The organism is Psychrobacter immobilis (genome assembly GCF_003148585.1).
GTDB classification, from domain to species: Bacteria; Pseudomonadota; Gammaproteobacteria; order Pseudomonadales; family Moraxellaceae; genus Psychrobacter; species Psychrobacter immobilis.
Genome location: NZ_QGGM01000003.1, coordinates 276,041 through 296,645 on the forward strand (window position 1 = coordinate 276,041; position 20,605 = coordinate 296,645).

Below are 20,605 nucleotides of genomic sequence, written 5' to 3' on the forward strand. Positions count from 1 at the left end.
ATATCGAATGGGGGAGCGTGAACCAATCTCGCACATGAGATCTAGTGATTTCATACGTTGGTTTTGTTATGAATTATAGCAATAAAAAAACGGCTACCACAGTAACATGGTAACCGTTGTTATTACATTAGTAGCAAAACTTAGCTGGCGAGTGACTCAGAGTCTGGATGTGGCTCATGAGTCTCAACGACCGTCAAGATAATACGACTATCTGCTGATCCTTTATCTGTAGAGTTATAATCCGTCTTACCACTGAACTTATCAAGCTTAACAGAATCACCATCTTGTTCATCATTAGCTTCAGGCTCTAAGGTGAGATGTACTACCCCACCATTGACCAAATCACCAAACAAAATCATACTTGCCAATGACTTTTTGATCTCATCTTGAATCAGACGCTGCATTGGGCGTGCACCCATTAGGCGATCATAGCCTTTGTGAGCCAAGTAATCGCGTACTTCGTCATCAATCTCTAAGGTGACTTGTTTATCATCAAGCTGGACTTGTAGCTCAACCAAGAATTTGTCAACCACAGATACTACCACGGAGGTATCTAATGGGTTAAATTGGATGATGGCATCTAAACGGTTACGGAACTCTGGCGTAAAGACACGTTTGAGCGACTCCGTATTATCACGGCTATGGTCTTGCTGAGTAAAGCCCATTGAAGAGCGGCTAATACTATCAGCACCGACGTTGGTCGTCATAATCACAATGACTTGCTTAAAGATAGCCACACGACCATTGTTATCAGTCAACGTACCATGATCCATGACTTGCAGTAACAAGTTGAAGACATCAGGGTGCGCTTTTTCAATCTCATCAAGCAATAAAACACAATGTGGATGTTGATTGATTTTTTCAGTCAACAAACCACCTTGATCATAACCGACATAGCCAGGAGGCGCACCAATCAAACGCGATGCAGTATGGGCTTCCATATATTCTGACATATCAAAACGAACCAGTTCTACGCCTAACAAATTTGCCAATTGACGTGAAACTTCAGTTTTACCCACCCCAGTAGGGCCAGCAAACATGAAGGAACCAATTGGCTTATCTGGTGCTTTTAGACCGGCACGCGATAGCTTAATCGCATCGGCTAGCGTTTCAATCGCTTCATCTTGACCGAACACTAAGTGTTTAAGATCACGATCTAAGTGCTGAAGAATACTCTTATCATCACTCGATACTGACTTGGGAGGAATACGTGCAAGCTTGGCAACAATCGCCTCAATATCTGCCACATCGATTTTCATCGGTGGTTTTTTCTTAGCCTTGGCACTTTTTGACTCACTGAACGATTTGGCACGATCGTTGGCTTTTGCAGTTTCCGCTTCATCCTGCATTTCGCTATCGCTATACGTGTCGCCATCGAGACCCTCAACATCGGCATCAATCTGAGCATCAAAATCTTGCTCTATATCCGCAATGAAGCTTTCTTCTGCATCAATATCATCAGCATCAGGAATCACACCTAAACGCTTATAGGCACCTGCTTCGTCAATCACATCAATCGCTTTATCTGGTAAAAAACGCTCGTGAATATGCTTAGCAGATAATTGAACGGCGGTGACCAACGCTTCATCGGTATATTCAACGTTATGAAATTCCTCATAACGAGGCTTCAGACCGCGTAAAATATCAATCGTATCGTCAACACTTGGTTCTTTGACATCAATTTTCTGGAAACGACGTGACAGTGCATGGTCTTTTTCAAACACTTGACGGTATTCGGTAAAGGTGGTTGAGCCGATACAGCGCAGCTCACCATTAGCAAGTGCTGGCTTAATCAAGTTTGATACGTCCATATTGCTACTCATTGACGACCCTGCGCCAATAATCATATGAATCTCATCAATAAACAAGATTGCATTGGGCTTTTTCTTTAGCGCATCAAGCAGTGACTTCATGCGTTTTTCAAAATCACCACGGTATTTAGTACCAGCGATTAATGAGCCAATATCAAGGCTATAAATCACACAGCCATTCAATGGTTTCGGTGCTTTATCATTAATAATCAACCACGCCAAACCTTCAGCGATAGAGGTTTTACCGACGCCTGGCTCACCAACCAATAACGGGTTATTTTTACGGCGACGGCATAGCACTTGCGCGGCGCGCTCAATTTCAGGGCCACGTCCAATTAATGGGTCAGTCTTACCTTCAGCCGCACGCTGGTTTAGGTTGGTCGCAAACTCAACCAAGGGATCTTTACTGGTTTTTTCTGAGGCACTACGGCGCTCACCCGTCATAGAAGCACGTGGCTCGGATGGCTCGTCTTTATCTTGACCATGCGATAAGTATTGGGTCAACTCAAGACGACTAATACCCTGCTTTTTGAGCAAGTAAACCGCATAAGTATCGTGCTCTGAAAACATAGATACTAAAATGTCTGAGCCTTCAACAAGGCGACCACCACCAATAGATTGCACATGGAAAATAGCACGCTGCAGAATACGATCAAAGCTTTGGGTTGGCTGCGGTGACTGCTCGGTGTCTGCATCTACCGTTGGCGTATGCTTATTGATATAAGCTTCTAACTCGGTACGCAGCGTTGAAACATTAGCATTGCAGGCAGTTAATGTATTGGCAGCGTGAGTATTCTCTAATAACGCCAATAATAGATGCTCAACAGTGAGGTACTCATGCGATTTTTGGCGCGCAAGTGTCATTGCTAAACGCAAAGAAACTTCAAGATGACGACTTAACATAACGACTTCCTACGGTTATACCTATCTTTATAATTGATAGCTTTATGAATGAGTTAGTAAGTAAATCAGGGCGACAGATGGATTGTTCAAGGGCTAACTCTGTATTATCAAAAGACAGCGCTAAATGATATTGACCATGTATTACTCAAGTAGCAGTGCTATCTACTTATCACCAATTAAGCGTTTTGATCACTCATACTTGCTTTTCTTTATCTCAACACGATACTTAAGAAGAGTCAATCTATTAACACAGACTAAAATGTATCAAGGCGTACTGCGCATCAATATTTATAGTAAAGAAATAGCATGAAAGCTTCAAAAACTGAGCAAATAAAGGAGAAATCGGTAATAGAATAATAAATGAGAGAGTGAAGGATACAAATGACTTTTTTAAGCCATCAACTGATTAAATTATAGAAAAATTCAAGTTAATAGGATGATTAGAAAATGATAGGAATGCATCAATCATTTCTATAAAATTAGGACAGCTGTTTGATGTGATGACTTAATATAGATAAGGGTATATTAAAGAAAAATCAAGGTTAGGACATTTTTATAATAAGGAATTTATGAGTGACTGCTTGGATACAGAGTACCTATCAAGCTCACAATGAGCGGTTTTTAGAGCTTAAAAGGGTTTCTAAACGATAAAACCATTGGAAATAATAAGATAGAAACACGAGAAGAAGATAGAACTTTAAATTCATATTTACGCTACTCTCTTATTCGCCTTGATGTGGCTCAATCTGGGTCAATAATGGATAGCCTTCACGATGTGCCAGACTGTTTACTTTTTTGGCTTTGGTCTCAGCAATATCTTTAGGATAGATACCAGCAATGCCTTTGCTACTGTTATGAATCGTTAGCATAACTTCGACTGCCGAATCCATACTATGACGAAATTCGGACTGCAAAATATAAACGACGAACTCCATCGGCGTATAATTATCATTATACATAACGACGGCATACATAGGCGGCTTAGCCACTTCTGGCTCTGCTACCAATACATCTGCTTGTGGCGAGGTCTCGCCGTCCGTATCACCATCTTGTGCACGATGAGCAGGTATGGTTGGAAAGTGCCAATCAGCAACAGTTAGCAACGCTTGCAATAGGGTTTGTTTCATCATAATTGGCATACAAATTAATGGTTATATTTATAACGGAATAAAGGATGCTAGCAGAGGTTGGCAAACGCAATGCTTATTATAGCGCTCTTAAATATGAATAGATTAAGGCTCAATCGGGCTTTCGTCGACTTCAGGTAAATCTAAAAGTGATAGCGGCATATTATCAACTCGGTCGCCAAGCTTCCAATCATAGAGCTGCTCCACTTGTTGCCCGCCAGCTTGTAAGCTAAGTTTGACTTGTAACGGTTTAAAGCCTGATGGCATCATGAAACGACCACGAATACGAACGATACCTTCAATAGTATAAACTGGAGGATCTAGCGGCACCTCTACAAAATCATCGTCATTGAGCAACGTCAACGTTGGCTTTAGGCGTTTGGCTTTGCCATCGCTAGCAAGCATGCCTATATCGAAACCATATTCGAAGGCATTTTCAGGTAACGGCTCAATCTTTGCCGCTATTACCTGTAAAGGCATGCCGCCTTTGTCACGAAGGACATCAGCATATAATTCATTCAGTTGAGAGACTTGTCTATTCTCAACCGTTAGTTCTTGCTGGTTTTCACGCAACTCTTTGATGTTCGCCAAGCTAATCGCCAGCTCCTGCTTAGCAGTAGCCGCTTGATTGGCCGCTATTTTATGACTAAGACGTAAATCTTCAAGCGCTTCTGTTGCCTCAGTACTATTGATAATCGCTTGCTTGGTTTCAGTTTGCATAGAATGAAAGCCACGCTGATATCCTAATTTATGACCGAATATCAATCCAACAATGGCAGTCACCAATATGACAACGACAAAGAGAGCCAACACCAATGTGGATGCCCCTTGTTGGGTACCACCTACCTTAGTTACTGAACTAGCATTGGTTTTAAGAGAATGCGGACTACGCTCTAAATGATACAAATCAGAGTCTTTGCACGATGAAGGTGCGGGCTGTGAGCAAAAGCGTCGTACAAGCTTGACACGCATTTAGACAATATCTCTTAACAGTAATGGCAATATTATAGCGGAATTTATAATCAATACCTAGCACCATAAATGTGAATGATTTGACCACAGCTAAACATCTGCTACGGAACAATAGGTGCAAAGTTTAGACCCATTGTTTCATCGAATCCGAACATGACATTCATATTTTGTAACGCTTGTCCTGCGGCGCCTTTTACCAAATTGTCTTGTACGACAATCACTGTCAATTCAGCCCGTTCATTGTCTTGATGCACAGCAATGCGTAAACGATTGCTGGCGCGGACACTACGAGTATCTGGGTAAATACCTTTTGGCATGACATCAATAAATGCTTCTGATTCATAGCATGTTTCAAATATCTGCTGCCAATCAATAGCAGCACCCGCATCCGTCAGCTCAAGATGAATAGAGCTCAGCATGCCACGTATCATCGGCACAAGGTGCGGTAAAAAACGAATGCGATGGGTGAACTGGCTGTCTAATAACTGCGCTACGCCTTGCTCAATCTCGGGCAGGTGACGATGTCCTTCAACGCTATAAGCTTTAAAGTTATCAGTAGTTTCAGCATAATTAAGCGCAAGTGAAGCTTGGCGACCAGCGCCAGAAACACCAGACTTTGCATCGATAACGATGCGTGATTCCACCAATCTCTCTGCTTGCTTATTTTGCATATCGATTATTGGTTTCAAACCCAAAATAGCAGTGGTCGGATAACAACCCGGATTACCGACGACTAAAGCAGTGGCAAGTTTATCTCGATTCACTTCAGGTAAACCATAGACAGCTGTCTTTAGCAGCTCAGGACAGGCATGCGACTGCTGATACCAGTGTTCAAAATCGGACAGTGACTGTAAACGAAAATCTGCGGCCAAATCAATGACTTTCACACCAGCTTGCGTCAGCGCTTCTGCTTGCTTCATCGCTACGCCATGTGGAGTGGCAAAAAAGACCACATCACATTTTTGCAGCGTTGCAAGCGTCTCATCGCCCAAGTCGCTAAAGACAATATCTGATATACCGCGTAAGCTTGGAAATATCTCATCAGCTCGTGTACCAGCTTCGCTACGCGAGGTTAGCAAATCAATAGATACTTCAGGATGCGCAGATAACAAGCGAATCAGCTCAATACCCGTATAACCTGTGCCACCAACAATCGCTGCTGAAATCATAAGATATTCCTTTTTATTTTACTTGGTAAATATCAGTATTTGTTAAACAAATCTTAGATAGAAAGCTCACTTATATACCTGAACTTTGTCATTTTTGGATTCTAGCAGCTTTAGATTTTATAATCGTGCACCGCATCGATAAATACTTTGGCATTGTCAGGATTGACCCACTGCGTAATACCATGACCTAAGTTTGCTATATAACCCGTTTTTTCGCCGCTCGCATAAGCACTATCAAGCATTGCATTTACTTCAGCACGAATCGTCGCAGGTGAACCATACAATGTTGCTGGATCCAAGTTGCCTTGAATGGCTTTACTACTCTGTAGTTTTTTATGCTGTTTGGTCAATTGACGCTGACTTTCAGCCAATACTTGGCGTGCACGATCAATGGGCATCGTCCAATCTAACCCTAAAACATCAGCTTGACTATCTGCTTGCACATCTAACCATAACCCACCGCCTTTGGTAAATAATACCACTGGTATCTGCGGATGGCGTACTTTTAATTCAGCGACGATACGCTTATTATAAGCATGAGAAAAATCGATAAACTGACGATGGCCAAGCGCCCCGCCCCAACTATCAAAAATCTGTAGAATTTGAGCGCCAGCGACCACCTGTGCATCTAGATAATCAATAACAGAAGTGGCTAATTTATCTAATAATTGATGCAAGAAATCAGGGTTGCTATACAAAAAGCCTTTAGTATAACGATAGTCTTTTGAGCTGCCGCCTTCAATCATGTAGGTGGCCAATGTCCATGGACTACCAGAGAAACCAAATAACGGCACTTGACCATTTAATGCTTTGCGGATGCTCGTCACCGCACGCATGACATAATCAAGAGAATCATTGGGTTCAAGTACTGGCAATCTATCTAAGTCTGCTTGCGTACGAATAGGATGTTTAAACTTAGGACCTTCGCCCGCCTCAAAGTATAAGCCTAGACCCATAGCGTCAGGTATGGTCAAAATATCACTAAATAAGATAGCAGCATCTAAATCATAACGGCGTAGTGGCTGTAAAGTGACTTCAGTGGCGCGGTCCGTATCTTTGCACAGGCTCATAAAGTCGCCCGCTTCTGCACGAGTGGCTTTATATTCTGGTAAATAACGACCAGCTTGACGCATCATCCAGACTGGCGTGGTGTCTATTGATTCAAAGCGTAATGCCCGTAACAATCTGTCGTTCTTTAAAGGCGCAAATTCTTGCTGGATCGAGTTACTATTGTCTGAAGCACTCATGTACAAATCTCCAAAACAACACCGCATTCATGATTATCAATGAATACGGTGCTGGATAAAATAAGTTGAATAAAAGAATATTAAAACGTTTAGATAGCGACAATCTATTCTAAAAAACCACAAATAATGAGATATTCGCTAATAACAATTTATTGGTTAATATCTCTCGTGTTAACAATCATAAAAACAATAATCATTAAAAGTATTTGTACTTTTTTAGAGCGTCATTTGCCGTTGGTCTTTAATCAATAATATCGTGCTCATATTTGAAATTGGATGAATACCATCAATGGTCTACATGGTCAGCGCTAAATTATCACGGTGTACCATGACCACACGCTCTTCATTATTACCAAGAATTCTATCAAACTGCTCAGTACGCTCACGAGCCACTCGGCAAGCATCACGAGAGGAGAAGTTCACTTGTCCAACCGCTAAACGCTCGCCCGTATCTTGGTGTACCACCTCAACCACGTCACCTTCATCGAAATCACCGCGTACTTCCACAACGCCGACCGGTAGCAAGCTCTTGTGATGCTCGACTACTGCTTTTGCTGCGCCTGCATCGACTATTAGAGTGCCTGACATACGTAAATGTGCGGCAAGCCATTGTTTGCGTGCAATGATTTTGTCTTGATCATTGGTGGTCAATAAAGTACCAACCGCTTCGCCTGATACCACACGAGTAATAACATCATCGATAGCACCGCTCACGATAACGGTTGGACAACCACCCATCGCTGCAAGACGACCAGCACGAATTTTGGTCAGCATACCGCCGCGACCAAGCTTGCCACCATCCCCTGCAATATCAAATAAGTAATCCGCCATCGCACGCTCTTGGCGAATCATTTTTGCATTAGGATTGTCACGTGGGTTGTCCGTAAACACCCCATCTTGATCAGTCAAAATGATATATAAATCGGCATTGACCATCGCCGCCGCCATCGCGCCCAAAGTATCGTTATCACCAAATTTAATTTCATCAATGGTAATGGTATCATTTTCATTGATGACTGGGAGCACGCGCCACTCTAGTAATTGTGTCAACGCGCCCGTCGTATTGAGATAACGGCTACGATTAGACAAATCATCATGTGTTAGTAGCAGCTGCGAGCTTTGAATACCATGCTGAATTAATGCTGACCACCACGTTTCAATCAAACCCATTTGACCAATAGAAGCACAGGCCTGTAGTGCTGCTAGTTTCTTCGGGCGCTCCTCAAGGTTCATTCGTACCACACCTTCAGCAACGGCACCTGACGATACCAGTAGCACTTCGACGCCTTGCTTGTGCAATTTAGCGATCTGCTTTGCCCACTCATATATGGCAGTTCGATCCAGCCCTCGACCGTTATTGGTTAACAACGATGAGCCAATCTTGACAATAACGCGCTGAATATCAAAGTTGCGAGTTTGTTTAATAAACCTTGCTTCTTCGGTCGTGTTTTCTATGTCACCTGCCATATAAACTCCTGTCTCTCATGTGAATTGATTACGGGGATTGATCTAAAAAATTCAAGTATATCAGCTCAAGCCAGTTAGCTTAAGGAACATAAATGACTTCAACACCATCTTCGTCGTCATCGTCAAAATCAGCATCGCCGTCGCTTAAATCTACACCTTCACGAGCCGCTTTGCGAGCCGCACGATATGCTTCACGCTGCGCCTCAGTGTTTAGACGTACTTCTACTTCTAAGCGCTCAAAACGGGTTCTTTGTGCTTCAGCGAAGATAGGATCTTCTAGTTCACGCTCACGCTCTAGTTCAATCTCATTCATTAAATGATATTTAACTGCATCCGTCCCTTCACCCATTAAGGTTGACGTGCGAAATACATCGCCTGTCCAATCAAGCTCGGCGACAATATGAGTACAAAGCTCATCTAACTCTTCGTCAGGCACCTGATCAATTTTGTTTAATATCAAAATCTGGGGCAAGTTGGATAACTCAGGCGAAAAACGCTCAAGTTCATTCAAGATAACACGAGCGTTGGCTACCGGATCGCTGCCATCAATTGGCTTTACATCAACCACATGTAACAGACGACGAGTACGAGCCACATGTTTTAAGAAACGAATGCCAAGTCCAGCACCTTCTGAAGCACCTTCGATCAAACCTGGAATATCTGCCATCACAAATGAGCGATGACGACCGATATCAACCACACCTAGATTCGGAACGAGGGTGGTAAACGGATAGTCAGCAACTTTTGGTCTAGCAGCAGAGACTTGACGAATAAAGGTAGATTTACCAGCATTAGGCAAACCAATCAAGCCAACATCAGCCACAACTTTTAGCTCAAATTTAAGAACTTTTAACTCACCTTCAAAACCAGACGTCGATTTACGCGGTGCTTGGTTGGTAGAGCTCTTAAAATGGGTATTGCCCAAACCACCATCACCACCTTTGGCAATCAGTAACGTCTGACCAAGTTCAATCAAGTCACCCAACACTTCGTCAGTTTCGGTATCAACTACCGTGGTACCGATAGGTACTGGTAAAAACAAATCATCAGAGCCCTTGCCTGAACAGTTTCTACTGTGGCCATTCTCAGCGCGCATAGCATCGTGACGACGGGTATAACGATAGTCCACTAGGGTGTTGGTGTTATCCTCTGCAATGACGTAAATATCTCCGCCCTTGCCACCATCTCCACCATCAGGTCCACCACGTGGGACATACTTTTCTCGGCGAAAACTGGCGATTCCGTTACCACCGTCACCTGCTTTTACCGTTACGACGGCTTCATCAATAAATCGCATCTTACGTTCCTTTATTTACACTCTAGTTTATAGACTCAATAGCAGTCATATACTGCTTCTTTTGCCTATAGGTATCTTTTAAAAAATAGGAGACTTACGTCTATGTTGCTATATATCATTATATCATTGCTTTATTTATGACAATAACACCCGATAACCAATTGGACTATCGGGTGCGGTATATATTAACTTAAAAAATCACATCTATTTGTCCATGCTAAAAGTGACTATTAAAGTACTTTCTTATAAAGAGTACCTCAATATTAAAAACTCACTACTGCTGTACAAATGTATTAAGCTGGAATCTGTGTATAACTGATGCCTGCCATTTGTGTGGCTAAACGTAATACTTGCGTACTATAGCCAACTTCATTGTCATACCAGATATAAACAATGGCATGATTGTCGGTCAAAATAGTCGCTTGGGCATCAACGATACCTACATGGGTATCACCAACAAAATCCGTCGATACCGCTTCGGTAGAATCTGTATAAGCAATCTGTGTTTGCCACTGACTGCTATTAGATACTTTACGCATAAACTCGTTTAATGCATCAGCACTTTCTGGTGCTGTTTTAAGATTCAAGTTTAAAATCGCTAAGCTGACGTTTGGCGTTGGTACACGGATGGCATTACCCGTTAGTTTACCACTAAGCTCTGGCAGTGCTTTACCAACCGCTTTAGCAGCACCCGTACTTGTAATAACCATATTCAATACAGCACTACGACCACGGCGATCCGCTTTATGATAATTATCAATCAAGTTTTGATCGTTAGTGAATGAGTGAATCGTTTCAACGTGACCGTTTTCGATACCGTATTCATCGTTCAATACTTTTAACGTTGGGGTAATTGCGTTGGTGGTACAGCTCGCCGCACTGACGATTGTATCTTCACCGACTGTATCGTTATTTACACCATAAACAACGTTTTTAATCTCACCGCCAGCTGGGGCTGTTAATAAGACTTTTTTCACACCAGTCGATTGAAGATGCTTGCCAAGACCAGCTTCGTCTTTCCAAATGCCCGTGTTGTCAATCACTAACGCATCATTAATACCGTAAGCCGTATAATCGATCTCGCTTGGATCTTTGGCATAGATAACCTGAACAAAGCGGCCATTGATAATCAAGCCGTTGTTTTCATCATCAACCACCACGCCACCAGCAAAGCTACCATGGATTGAATCACGCTCTAGCAATGAGGCGCGCTTGGCCAAATCGCCAGATGCCGCAGGACGTACGACGATGGCTTTTAACTGCATACCTTTAGCACTTGACGCTTGTGATAATAGCAGACGAGTTAAAATACGACCGATACGACCAAAACCGTATAGCACGACATCAGTCGCCGGATTAACCGTAGTGTCATCACTATTAACTGCTTGAAGTGCTGCTTGTAAATCACTGTCATTAGCGATTAACTGACCAACATCAACCTGTGCAGACTGCAGCTTATCATTAGCCGCTAGCGCTTTAACCATGGCTAAAGTGTCAGCGATATCAATAGATTTAGCGTCTTGGTTACGCAAGGCTACTTTTTGATGCAATGCCAATATTTGACCAACTGACGTCGTATTTAACGTGTCACCGAACAAGGTTACTTGTACGTCTTGCTCATTATAGAGCTTATTCAATAGCCCCATCAGCTCAATCGCTTGTTGCTCTTGATTGTTGTAGTTGCTTAAGTGGTCTTGATGTAATTGGCGTAAGGTATCAGCGTTGCTCACGAGAAACATCCTTATGGTCAGTAATGTGTGATCAGTAAATGATAGAGAATACAGATTAGATAGATTATGTGTGGTCTACGCAATCACTCTAGTATGGCAACCGCACGATATTGGTGTCAGTTATTGATGTAGAGTATTGAGATCGCCTAGATTTTAGCCTAAAACGGCCTATTTTGCCAGTGATAACCGATCTGCTAGCGCTTATAAAGCATTTTATTGAGTTATGCAGGTTATTATGAAAATAAAGGCAGCCAATTATGCTGCCTTATTGTTCATGATTGCCAGTATCAAATAGTGGATGATGAAGTAACACTACTATTTAACCCAGTATCTAGTAAGTGATGCTCGTTATGGAACGAGGCTAACCGTTTGATTGGTCTGCGGGGTTAACTTAAATTCTTTTAAGTCATAGCCTTGCTGTTGAGCGATTTGACGATATTTGGCATAGGTTTCTTGAGTGACGTTTGGCGAACGCGCCAATAACCATAAATATTTTTTATCAGGTGTTCCTACTAAAGCAGTCTTGTAATCAGCATCACGTGCTAGTACCCAATAGTCGGCACGACCAACTGGCAACCAACGAATCCACGATGGTAAAAAGGTGACCTTTAACTTACTGCCTGACTCATCAACAGGCTTAGCGATACCCTCAGAAGTAATACCAGAACCGTCTTTCTGTACGCATTTATTAGTGACTATGATACCTGAACCGTCGGTTTTTTCCGTATAATTGGCGGTGACATCACTGGCACAATTGCGCTGAAAATACATGGGCAAACGACCTATCTCATACCATGTCCCTGCATACCTTTTTAGATCAACGCTATCCACTGTGGTCGGTGTGCTTGCAGACTTATGAATGATGGCGCTTGGCTTAATTGACAGTGTCTCTGTAGTGGCGTTAGCAGTCATGTCAGCGGTAGCAGTAACCAGTGGCGTCGCCGCATACGCTGAAAATGCAGCTAATGGGATGATAATTGCTAGAGCTATGCCCGTATGCTTGATAAGTCCATTCATAAATATACGCTCCGGTATTTCTTTGTATGATGAGTAAGTAGAGGTTGATGATGAATCAGCATTGTGCGTTGAATGGTGATTCTGTCCAGATTCTTTTTCGCTCAACTCTTGTGACCATTTATAATCGTTAGTGCAGTGACCACTATCCTTGGTACAGTAATCACTAACAAAATTACTGCTTTCCCTATGTTTTGAATCGCCGTCTTTATTATTGTTGCTGTTGATCATAGCAGACTCTTTTGCCCGTAGTGGGCTCTTATCGGCGCTTTTATATCCAAAATAGTGATCTTGCGAAGACGTTTTTTTTGCCAAATGGGCAGAATATTGGTCATTTAGATTATCATGGTTGTAGCTAGCATCGTTGCTGGCATTACCTGTCTGCCGTGTACTATCCTCATTCAGATGATAGTGGCGCGACTGGGTAGTCTGCTTAGATTGAGAACCAGCTTCCTTTGTATCAGACCATGCTGATTGAGGTAACTTATTGGTTTTCATAGAGGTACCATTATTGATAGTGACTGTTAACTATTCTTCTTATATGCCCTATATGTACTCTCATCTTCTGTGCCTCTTCAACTTTTAAAAATATATTGAATGTAAAAGCTGGCGCTACAGAAGCAAAATATTATGAGAGAACTTAAGAGGTATATTGATAAGCAATTCGCTTATAAGAATATAGAGTAAATACTCTTTGTTTAGGTGATATATATTAATGGCAGCTCGACTATTAAAACAGTGTCGCAATGTAGGAAAAAGCAACGGTTTGTAAGTAACTATGCGTTTATGCAGTAGAATAAATACCGAATAAACACATAGTTACTGATTGGATAAATATATTAAAAATCAATTATTTGCCCTGATAGATGCCAATTAATGGCAATTCTAGTTCAGGACTGGTCAGCATTGGTGCCAACACTCCCTCTATTAGTTTTTTACTATTCAAAGAACTCTCGAATACCAGCAACACTGATACCACCATGCTCTAATACTTGATGAATCATCACAGGTGATAAACCACCCAAACCGATAATCGGCATGTCAGCCAATTGTGCCAATGCTGACCATGATTCCCAACCAAGTGGCACAGTATCAGGATGTGTATGGGTGACTAGTACAGGAGACAAAAAGGCGCCAATGACGGGCGGTAATTGCTGTTGTAACCGAGCATGAGCCAGTTTATTGGCAGCATCAATACTGGCGGCATCATGACAACTGACTATTAACGGATAATTTTTAGACAGCACTCTATCTTGTGTATCCTCCGACCATTGCAACAATGCGGTATGAGACAGCTGATTGGCAACGATTGAATTGGCAACGATTGAATTGGCAGTGGTTGTATCTTTCATTGCTAGCGGCGCTTCAATGGTTAGGGTCTGTGCATTGACATCACAAGGGACAATCGCCTTAATATCTGGACGCATATGCATCAACTGCGCTGCTATACTTTCTGAGCCAGCTGCCTTTATTCGAATATATACCCAAGCATTGGCTGTTAACTTGTTTTGATGAAAAGTCAGCCATGCGGCCACTGGATCAGGAGTGGCATCAAAATGCGTCAATGGATAGGTAATTGCTATCGTTGTTGGCACACTCAGCCATTCGAGGATCGTCTGGTTAGCAGCCGGTAAATGATACTTTCCTGCTAATAAATCTGCCTTATTTACCCACGTTAGCGCCTGACCTTCTAGCCCATATTGGCGATACTTATGCTGCTCATACTGCTGCGCAGTCAGCTCAACTTTGTAAATCTGTAAACTGACCTGCTTATCACCATAATTATGATGTAGACGTCCAAGCTTGACCATCGTATTGTCACAAATTTCAATGCCTGTCTCTTCAGCAACTTCCCGAATTAACGCCTGCTCGGCGTTTTCATTGGCTTCTATTTTGCCACCTACAAATTCATAGCGGTTGCCTTGATGCTGGGCGGCGTTTCTAAATCCAAGTAAATATTGGGCTTCATGATGAATGACCGCAACTGCCACGTTTACGATAAGTACTTTTTCGCTGTTAAATGAGCTATCAGTGTGGTTATCTGCTTCATTTGGCATCGGCGTCTCCTTTATTACTATTTTTTTAAAGTGTGATTTGATTGGTTTATATTTTCAAAAACCAAGTCAATTTAGAACCAACCTATTGATTTATAATAATAATTAGCTAATTTTTATTTATTTAAACCTCATTTACGAAAATTGCTTTAGATAAGTTTACACAATGACTGCATTTTATTTTATCAATTACCTTGCAAAATCCTTCAATGTAAATGATAATTATTATCGTTAAAGATAGTTACTGTATCGCCATTACTATTCGGCCATTTTTTATCAAAAGGAATTTACTATGAGCATGGTTATCTCTCGTTACTTGAATTGCCGTGAAAACCGTTTACCAACTTTGCAATCACAACACTTATTTGCACTCACTAAAGAAGTGCGTATCGAGCATGAGGGTGAAGAGTATCGACTACGTTTGACACGTAATAATCGCTTAATCTTGACTAAATAGATTAATATCATTCATCATCAATATTAGGGCGTGTCCTCATTTTAAAAATGGTGATAAAAATGAGATAAATTGCCGTCAAACAAGGGAAAATAGCGCCGATAATATCGAGATATTAGTCAACTATTTGACGCCGTTTGGCAAGATTTAGCCATTTTTAACCCATTTAGATAACTATCGATTGAATTGAGGACACATCCTAGCCTACCTATAAAAAAACGCCTTCATTAAAAGGCGTTTTTTATTGGATAAAACGATGCGATTTAGAACTGCCAGCTGTAAACCACATCCACCGCGTTTTCTGCCGCTGAGGTTGCCTCTACATAAATACGTCGAGTTAACTGATAACGAATAGATAAGCTATTTTGAGCATTAAACACCCCTACTCCGTAGCGTATATACAAGTCAGGCGTCACGTAACCGGTGACGTTGACGTTGGTGTCTTCACTACTACCTGAGGCATCAACGGTCAAACTCTGAAAACCAAAAATCTGACCGATTTGATTAGTTAGATTGCGCGTGCCACTCAGTCCAAAGCTTAAGCCCGCGGCGGCTAGGTTATTCGTCACTTGCGATTTAAAGCCTTGCTCACTGATTTGGGTGGCGCCCTTGTTATTAATTCGACCTGTCACCAAAGCATTCATCGCCTGCTGTTGAGTCAAGCCTGCATTATTAAAGACAATAATATTGGGGCTTTCTGTATTGCCTTTGACACGCACACCTACCGTTTTGCCACTGATCGTTTTAACCGCCTCAATACTGAGGTTAGGTTTCATCACATCACCGTTAAAGCGCACTTGTCCGTAGTTAAGCTCTAGATTCTGACCAAAAGCATTGATATTGGTACGACGTGATACTTGCACCACCCCTTTTGCACGCATAACACCCGTGCCATTTTGAGTGATATTAATCGCACCAGCTAAAGGAATAACAGCACCAAAACCACGGAAGTTGATATCATCACCCAAGTCGACACCGATATCCGCATTGATTGACCAAGGTTTCGATATTGCCAATACCTCGTCAATATTGCCAATGAGACGACGATCAAGAACCACTGCATCCTCGGTTTGAGTAATAATATCTTCGCTGGCTTCTGGCGGACGAATGGTCGCTGACGGTACGCTGACCGCCCCCTTAATATCGACATAACGATCGCCTGGACGCACGATGATATCAATATCAGGATTGATTTCTGCCACTAACAATGGTGGCTGAGTAATCACCAAACGCTCGCCGCTGACGCTAAGCTTGGCTTGGAGTTTTTGTTGCCAATTAACAGTACCAGTCAAAACCCCTTTACCCGTACCACTGCTAAAGGTTCCATCAATAGTGGCTTGCGTGCCACGAATTTTGGCGTCAGTATTTACATTGGTTAAATTAATGGGCAAATCAAGCATCGCAATACGGCCATTAGCAAGTTTCACATCGCCATAGAATTGCGGCTTATCTAATGTACCGCCCAATCCTCCTGCCATCGTGACATTGCCCTCTAGCACTCGCATACCTGGGAAGAAAGGCTTGAATATCGCAAGGTTGAGCTCATTCAATACCAAAGCGCCCGAAATTGGCTTAGGCGTCTTATAAGGATCAACGACCACTTCAGCATAGCCACGCGCACCGCCACCAGTATTAATATCGGTACGTAGTTTGATGCCCTCAGGGACGGACAGTGCAATCAATGAGACCCGCTTATAAGGCAGAGTGACGGGTAAACTATCACCATCTTGAATCAAGCCGATTTTGCCGTTGTCTGAATACAGTGTGGTATTAATCGTCGGTGGACGACCACGTTGCCAGCCAACAATCGCCTTACCATTAATTTTGCCATGCCAGTCAATATCTTTGGGTAAAAAGACCGATAGTAATGACGTATCTAGATTTTGCAAGGCGATATTCACCTCACCTTTATCAGGTGACGCGATTAAGTTTTCACGTAAGCATACCTTGCCCGTTTGATCGGTGGCTTGCCAGCAATGCGCTGCCAACTGTACTTTTAAATCGTTATTATTGCCATTTTGATTGTTAGGTAAATTAACAATTAACTGCGCGGGCTGTAACTGATTTAAGGTCGCATATTTGGATTGAACACGGCCCTTACCGATGACGCCAGACCAGCTCAGTTTATTTCGATTGAAGCCGCCTTTAAGCCTTGCGCCAATCGTGAGCTGCTCATTGGCAACGTCAAGATTGACCACATGCGCTTGCTCAGTACCATTAAAAGTCGCTTTAACGCTTTTAAAACTCTGTCCAGCTGCATCTAAACCTTCAGCGGTGATAATAAGCTGACTTGGGCTGTTTGCTAAATTGACCAGCTTACCGCGCACGCGACCTTGGCGCAAAATAAAGCCCGGCAGTGCAATTCGCTCACCGACTAAATCGATATAAATGGTTGGCAGCGCTTGTCCTACTGGCTGTGATAAGGTCGCACCGCCAGTGACTTTGCCAGCCAATTTATCTGACAACTGATCCAGACTGGTGATGTTAATTTTGGTTTGTAATTGCTTAGCATTGCCATTAGCAGTGACATAATTATCACCCCAACGTAGCACTAAATTATCCGCGTTTAAGCTGTCTATCAAGGCATTTACTTGCTTATATTGCGCCTGTGCATCTTGCGTTTGTAGGCGCTTGAAATAGCTTGCCAAATCTTTTGGCAGACGCATCTTCGCCGCTAAGCTACCTTTGGCACTAAGCGGTTGACCCTTTAGCATACCTCTTAAATCAATTTTTTTGATATTAATGATTTGCTGCGAGTCACTCCAGCGCCCATCCGTATCGATAGTGCCAGTGATAAGGCTTGGAGTATCTTTGAGAAAATAACCAATATTAAAACGATCCATCACTGCGTCAATATCCCACGCAATGCCTTGACGTACATCAACCGTCCCTTTGGCATCAATACTGCCTGCCGCGCCCACATGACGGAAACGCTTGATACGAATCAGCTGGTCATCACCACTGGCGTCGATGGTCAGCTTGCCCGCTGGCAGTTGCTCAGCATCTAGCACTCCATCGAAATTCACCGCAAAACGTTGCAGTTTGCCTGCGGTATTGGCATTGTTTTTAGGCGCAGTTTGCCACTCGCCACTGGTTTTTAGATCACCGGTGATAATCGCTGGATTATTGGGCAAGAAATAACCCAAATTAAATTTATCAAAGCGACCATCTATCGTCCAGCCGATATTTTTACGCAAATCGATGACGCCCTTGGCATTCACTGCGCCCGCTTCACCGTTGTAATTGAGCTTACGAATACTGATAAACTTTGGCGTGCCAGCCGCATCAATAGATAGGCGTCCTTTTGGTACATCTGCAGTATCGACTTGTCCATTGAAGCGCGCATCGAACATAGACAGCTCGCCACCAACGATATCGATTTTGGCATCACCCGCACCCGTTATGCCAATAGCACGGCCATCTTGAGTCGCATCAAGTTGCGCCTGCAAGTCGGTCTTGTTTAAGGTGATAATATGACGCTGACCACTAACGCCACCTTTGGTAATAGTCAATAAACGACCACGCGCGCTGACACTACCGGTTAGGCGCTCAAGCGGCAAATCACTGCGATACTGTTTGGGTAATAATCCATTGGTACGCGCATCTATCTGCCATGTGAGCGGACGCTTTTTATTTGCCAATTGAATCTGCCCAGTACCTGATAAGTCGCCCACGACCCCTTTATAGTTCAGGCGATTGATGTCGATGACATCCCCAGCTTTGCGCACGCTCACGTCATAGTTGCCTTTAGGAGCGGCATTCAATTCATTAATGACCGCATTGGCATCTACTGATAACCGTGAGCCACGAATGATGACATCCGCCTGTCCACGCGGACTATCAATATTACCGATATTAGGTACATCGCGGCGGATTAGGTTTTGCCATTTGGCATCGATATACCAAGGCGCTACCTGTGTCGACTTCGCTGACGTTTTGCCTTGGACGATATTAGCATTCACATGCTCGCCATCACGTTGACGCAAATCTGCATCAAGCGCTATGCTACCAGCGCTGTTTTGCTGCTGATAATGTAGTGACAATCGACCATTCAGCTTTTGCGGTGCATATGCTTTGAAATCAGCATAGTCATTAGGAATAACGCGGCGAATATCAAAATTGCTACCTGTCGCTCGTACTTTTGCATCAAAACTGTCTTGCCAATCTAAAATACCTTGCAGAATTAAATTTCCAGCTGGCACCTGAGCATCTAAGCGATCAATACGTAACTGACTGTTTGCAATGACGGCGCGACCTTGATAGTGACCAGACGGAATGTCTTTAGCCGTCAGCTCAGTATTGATACGCAGACGTATTTCAGAGATAACCCCTGTCGCGGTAGCAGTACCACTTTTTAAACGAATTTTTTGGCTTTCAGCATAAGGGATCAAAATATCATCCCATTGCAATTTTGCCTGGAACGGCGAATCCTCATCTAGACCTTGTACAACAAAATTACCGCTCACATCGCTGTCATTGTAGCGACTACGAACCTTACCAACCGTACGTTTTAGCGTCCCTGTTGCTGTGATATTCAATGGATCAACGTAGGCTTTTTCTAGCGCACTGACTTCTGCAATCGCGCTTAAATCTAGCGGATAGTCGCCTTGTAAATCAATTTCACCTTGTAAGGCACTGATTTTGACGATATCAGCATATTGTAAATCGCCGCGACCAACCGTTACCGTGCTACCGACCCATGTCAAATCACGGGCAACAATATCCTGCACAACGATGGGCTCTTTGGTCACTTGTTTATAAGTAATATTTTTTATTTTAGCGTGATCAAAGCGTAAGTTCACTGGTAGCTGTAACGTTTTATAATCGAACGGCTCACCCGTTGGTGGCTTGTTATTGATAATCTCAATGGTTTGTATGTCTGCATCACGCAGATGCACTTCTTTGGCAAATATGGCACGCCAGCCTATCTTGACGTAAGCTTTATCAACCAATACTTCAAGGTCTTCAGTCGCCTTGATATCGATATCAGTGACCCAGATACCATCACGTAAATTACCGCGACCATATTTAAAATCAATGCCCGTCTCAGCACTGACTTTCTCTAATATAAACTTCGTACCCGACTCTGTGCCCATTGCGTAAAAAAACACAGCAAACATGATGGCCAGCACAATTAAAATAAGCACCAGTAATTTGAGCAAAAATGACAGCGGATACCAACGTCTGACGGCACGAGCGTCTCGCTGTGCTGGATCTTCATCTGGGGCGTTATTAGGCGGGGTATTTTTTGTCAGCATGACACTCAACTACGTTAAAGAATGGTCACCGGCAATCGGCACGATAAATAAGAAATACAACGGATATTGCTAATAGCGCGTGTTGAACCTGTCTCTATGTCA

General features: G+C 42.9%; 12 protein-coding genes. 1 reads left to right on the forward strand and 11 read right to left on the reverse strand.

Translation table 11 applies throughout. The features are described from left to right. Window positions 1-140 precede the first annotated feature (140 nt). The 10 genes from clpA to C8D84_RS04610 all read right to left on the reverse strand — a co-directional run bounded on the left by clpA (window position 141) and on the right by C8D84_RS04610 (window position 14,794). Window positions 141-2,714, reverse strand: a complete 2,574-nt coding sequence (gene clpA / locus C8D84_RS04565; RefSeq protein ID WP_109590397.1) for an ATP-dependent Clp protease ATP-binding subunit ClpA — start codon at window positions 2,712-2,714, stop codon at window positions 141-143. Window positions 2,715-3,436: 722 nt separating this feature from the next. Beyond that, a complete protein-coding gene (locus C8D84_RS04570) occupies window positions 3,437-3,844 on the reverse strand; it encodes an ATP-dependent Clp protease adaptor ClpS (RefSeq protein ID WP_109590470.1) in 408 nt (135 codons plus the stop codon). A gap of 102 nt (window positions 3,845-3,946) precedes the next feature. Continuing rightward, the gene (locus C8D84_RS04575; RefSeq protein WP_109590399.1) at window positions 3,947-4,813 is read right to left on the reverse strand and encodes a hypothetical protein; all 867 of its coding nucleotides are present in this window, start codon (window positions 4,811-4,813) and stop codon (window positions 3,947-3,949) included. Window positions 4,814-4,914: 101 nt separating this feature from the next. Continuing rightward, the gene (gene argC / locus C8D84_RS04580; RefSeq protein ID WP_109590401.1) at window positions 4,915-5,982 is read right to left on the reverse strand and encodes an N-acetyl-gamma-glutamyl-phosphate reductase; all 1,068 of its coding nucleotides are present in this window, start codon (window positions 5,980-5,982) and stop codon (window positions 4,915-4,917) included. Between the two features lie 110 nt (window positions 5,983-6,092). Further along, complete coding sequence (gene hemE / locus C8D84_RS04585) at window positions 6,093-7,229, reverse strand: uroporphyrinogen decarboxylase (protein ID WP_045445031.1); 1,137 nt, start codon at window positions 7,227-7,229, stop codon at window positions 6,093-6,095. A 294-nt stretch (window positions 7,230-7,523) separates the two neighbouring features. Then, window positions 7,524-8,696 (reverse strand): glutamate 5-kinase, encoded by a 1,173-nt coding sequence (proB, locus tag C8D84_RS04590; protein ID WP_045445028.1) that lies wholly within the window; start codon window positions 8,694-8,696, stop codon window positions 7,524-7,526. 79 nt (window positions 8,697-8,775) lie between these two features. Beyond that, the gene (gene cgtA / locus C8D84_RS04595) at window positions 8,776-9,993 is read right to left on the reverse strand and encodes an Obg family GTPase CgtA (protein WP_045451832.1); all 1,218 of its coding nucleotides are present in this window, start codon (window positions 9,991-9,993) and stop codon (window positions 8,776-8,778) included. A 293-nt stretch (window positions 9,994-10,286) separates the two neighbouring features. After that, window positions 10,287-11,732: a glyceraldehyde-3-phosphate dehydrogenase gene (locus C8D84_RS04600; RefSeq protein ID WP_109590403.1), complete on the reverse strand. Its 1,446-nt coding sequence runs from the start codon at window positions 11,730-11,732 to the stop codon at window positions 10,287-10,289. Between the two features lie 339 nt (window positions 11,733-12,071). After that, the gene (locus C8D84_RS04605; protein ID WP_109590405.1) at window positions 12,072-13,235 is read right to left on the reverse strand and encodes a lipocalin family protein; all 1,164 of its coding nucleotides are present in this window, start codon (window positions 13,233-13,235) and stop codon (window positions 12,072-12,074) included. A gap of 440 nt (window positions 13,236-13,675) precedes the next feature. Then, window positions 13,676-14,794 (reverse strand): NUDIX domain-containing protein, encoded by a 1,119-nt coding sequence (locus tag C8D84_RS04610; RefSeq protein ID WP_109590407.1) that lies wholly within the window; start codon window positions 14,792-14,794, stop codon window positions 13,676-13,678. A 295-nt stretch (window positions 14,795-15,089) separates the two neighbouring features. Here C8D84_RS04610 and hemP point away from each other — a divergent pair, with 295 nt between their 5' ends. Further along, complete coding sequence (gene hemP / locus C8D84_RS04615; RefSeq protein ID WP_227672156.1) at window positions 15,090-15,248, forward strand: hemin uptake protein HemP; 159 nt, start codon at window positions 15,090-15,092, stop codon at window positions 15,246-15,248. Window positions 15,249-15,508: 260 nt separating this feature from the next. Here hemP and C8D84_RS04620 read toward each other — a convergent pair whose 3' ends face one another. After that, window positions 15,509-20,503 (reverse strand): translocation/assembly module TamB domain-containing protein, encoded by a 4,995-nt coding sequence (locus C8D84_RS04620; RefSeq protein WP_109590409.1) that lies wholly within the window; start codon window positions 20,501-20,503, stop codon window positions 15,509-15,511. Between the last annotated feature and the right edge of the window lie 102 nt (window positions 20,504-20,605).

What these genes read in the sequence shown, in the direction of transcription:
- clpA (WP_109590397.1), bottom strand. Translation starts at nt 2,714, where the DNA reads ATGTTAAGTCGTCATCTTGAAGTTTCTTTGCGTTTAGCAATGACACTT.
- C8D84_RS04570 (WP_109590470.1), bottom strand. Translation starts at nt 3,844, where the DNA reads ATGATGAAACAAACCCTATTGCAAGCGTTGCTAACTGTTGCTGATTGG.
- C8D84_RS04575 (WP_109590399.1), bottom strand. Translation starts at nt 4,813, where the DNA reads ATGCGTGTCAAGCTTGTACGACGCTTTTGCTCACAGCCCGCACCTTCA.
- argC (WP_109590401.1), bottom strand. Translation starts at nt 5,982, where the DNA reads ATGATTTCAGCAGCGATTGTTGGTGGCACAGGTTATACGGGTATTGAG.
- hemE (WP_045445031.1), bottom strand. Translation starts at nt 7,229, where the DNA reads ATGAGTGCTTCAGACAATAGTAACTCGATCCAGCAAGAATTTGCGCCT.
- proB (WP_045445028.1), bottom strand. Translation starts at nt 8,696, where the DNA reads ATGGCAGGTGACATAGAAAACACGACCGAAGAAGCAAGGTTTATTAAA.
- cgtA (WP_045451832.1), bottom strand. Translation starts at nt 9,993, where the DNA reads ATGCGATTTATTGATGAAGCCGTCGTAACGGTAAAAGCAGGTGACGGT.
- C8D84_RS04600 (WP_109590403.1), bottom strand. Translation starts at nt 11,732, where the DNA reads ATGTTTCTCGTGAGCAACGCTGATACCTTACGCCAATTACATCAAGAC.
- C8D84_RS04605 (WP_109590405.1), bottom strand. Translation starts at nt 13,235, where the DNA reads ATGAAAACCAATAAGTTACCTCAATCAGCATGGTCTGATACAAAGGAA.
- C8D84_RS04610 (WP_109590407.1), bottom strand. Translation starts at nt 14,794, where the DNA reads ATGCCAAATGAAGCAGATAACCACACTGATAGCTCATTTAACAGCGAA.
- hemP (WP_227672156.1), top strand. Translation starts at nt 15,090, where the DNA reads ATGGTTATCTCTCGTTACTTGAATTGCCGTGAAAACCGTTTACCAACT.
- C8D84_RS04620 (WP_109590409.1), bottom strand. Translation starts at nt 20,503, where the DNA reads ATGCTGACAAAAAATACCCCGCCTAATAACGCCCCAGATGAAGATCCA.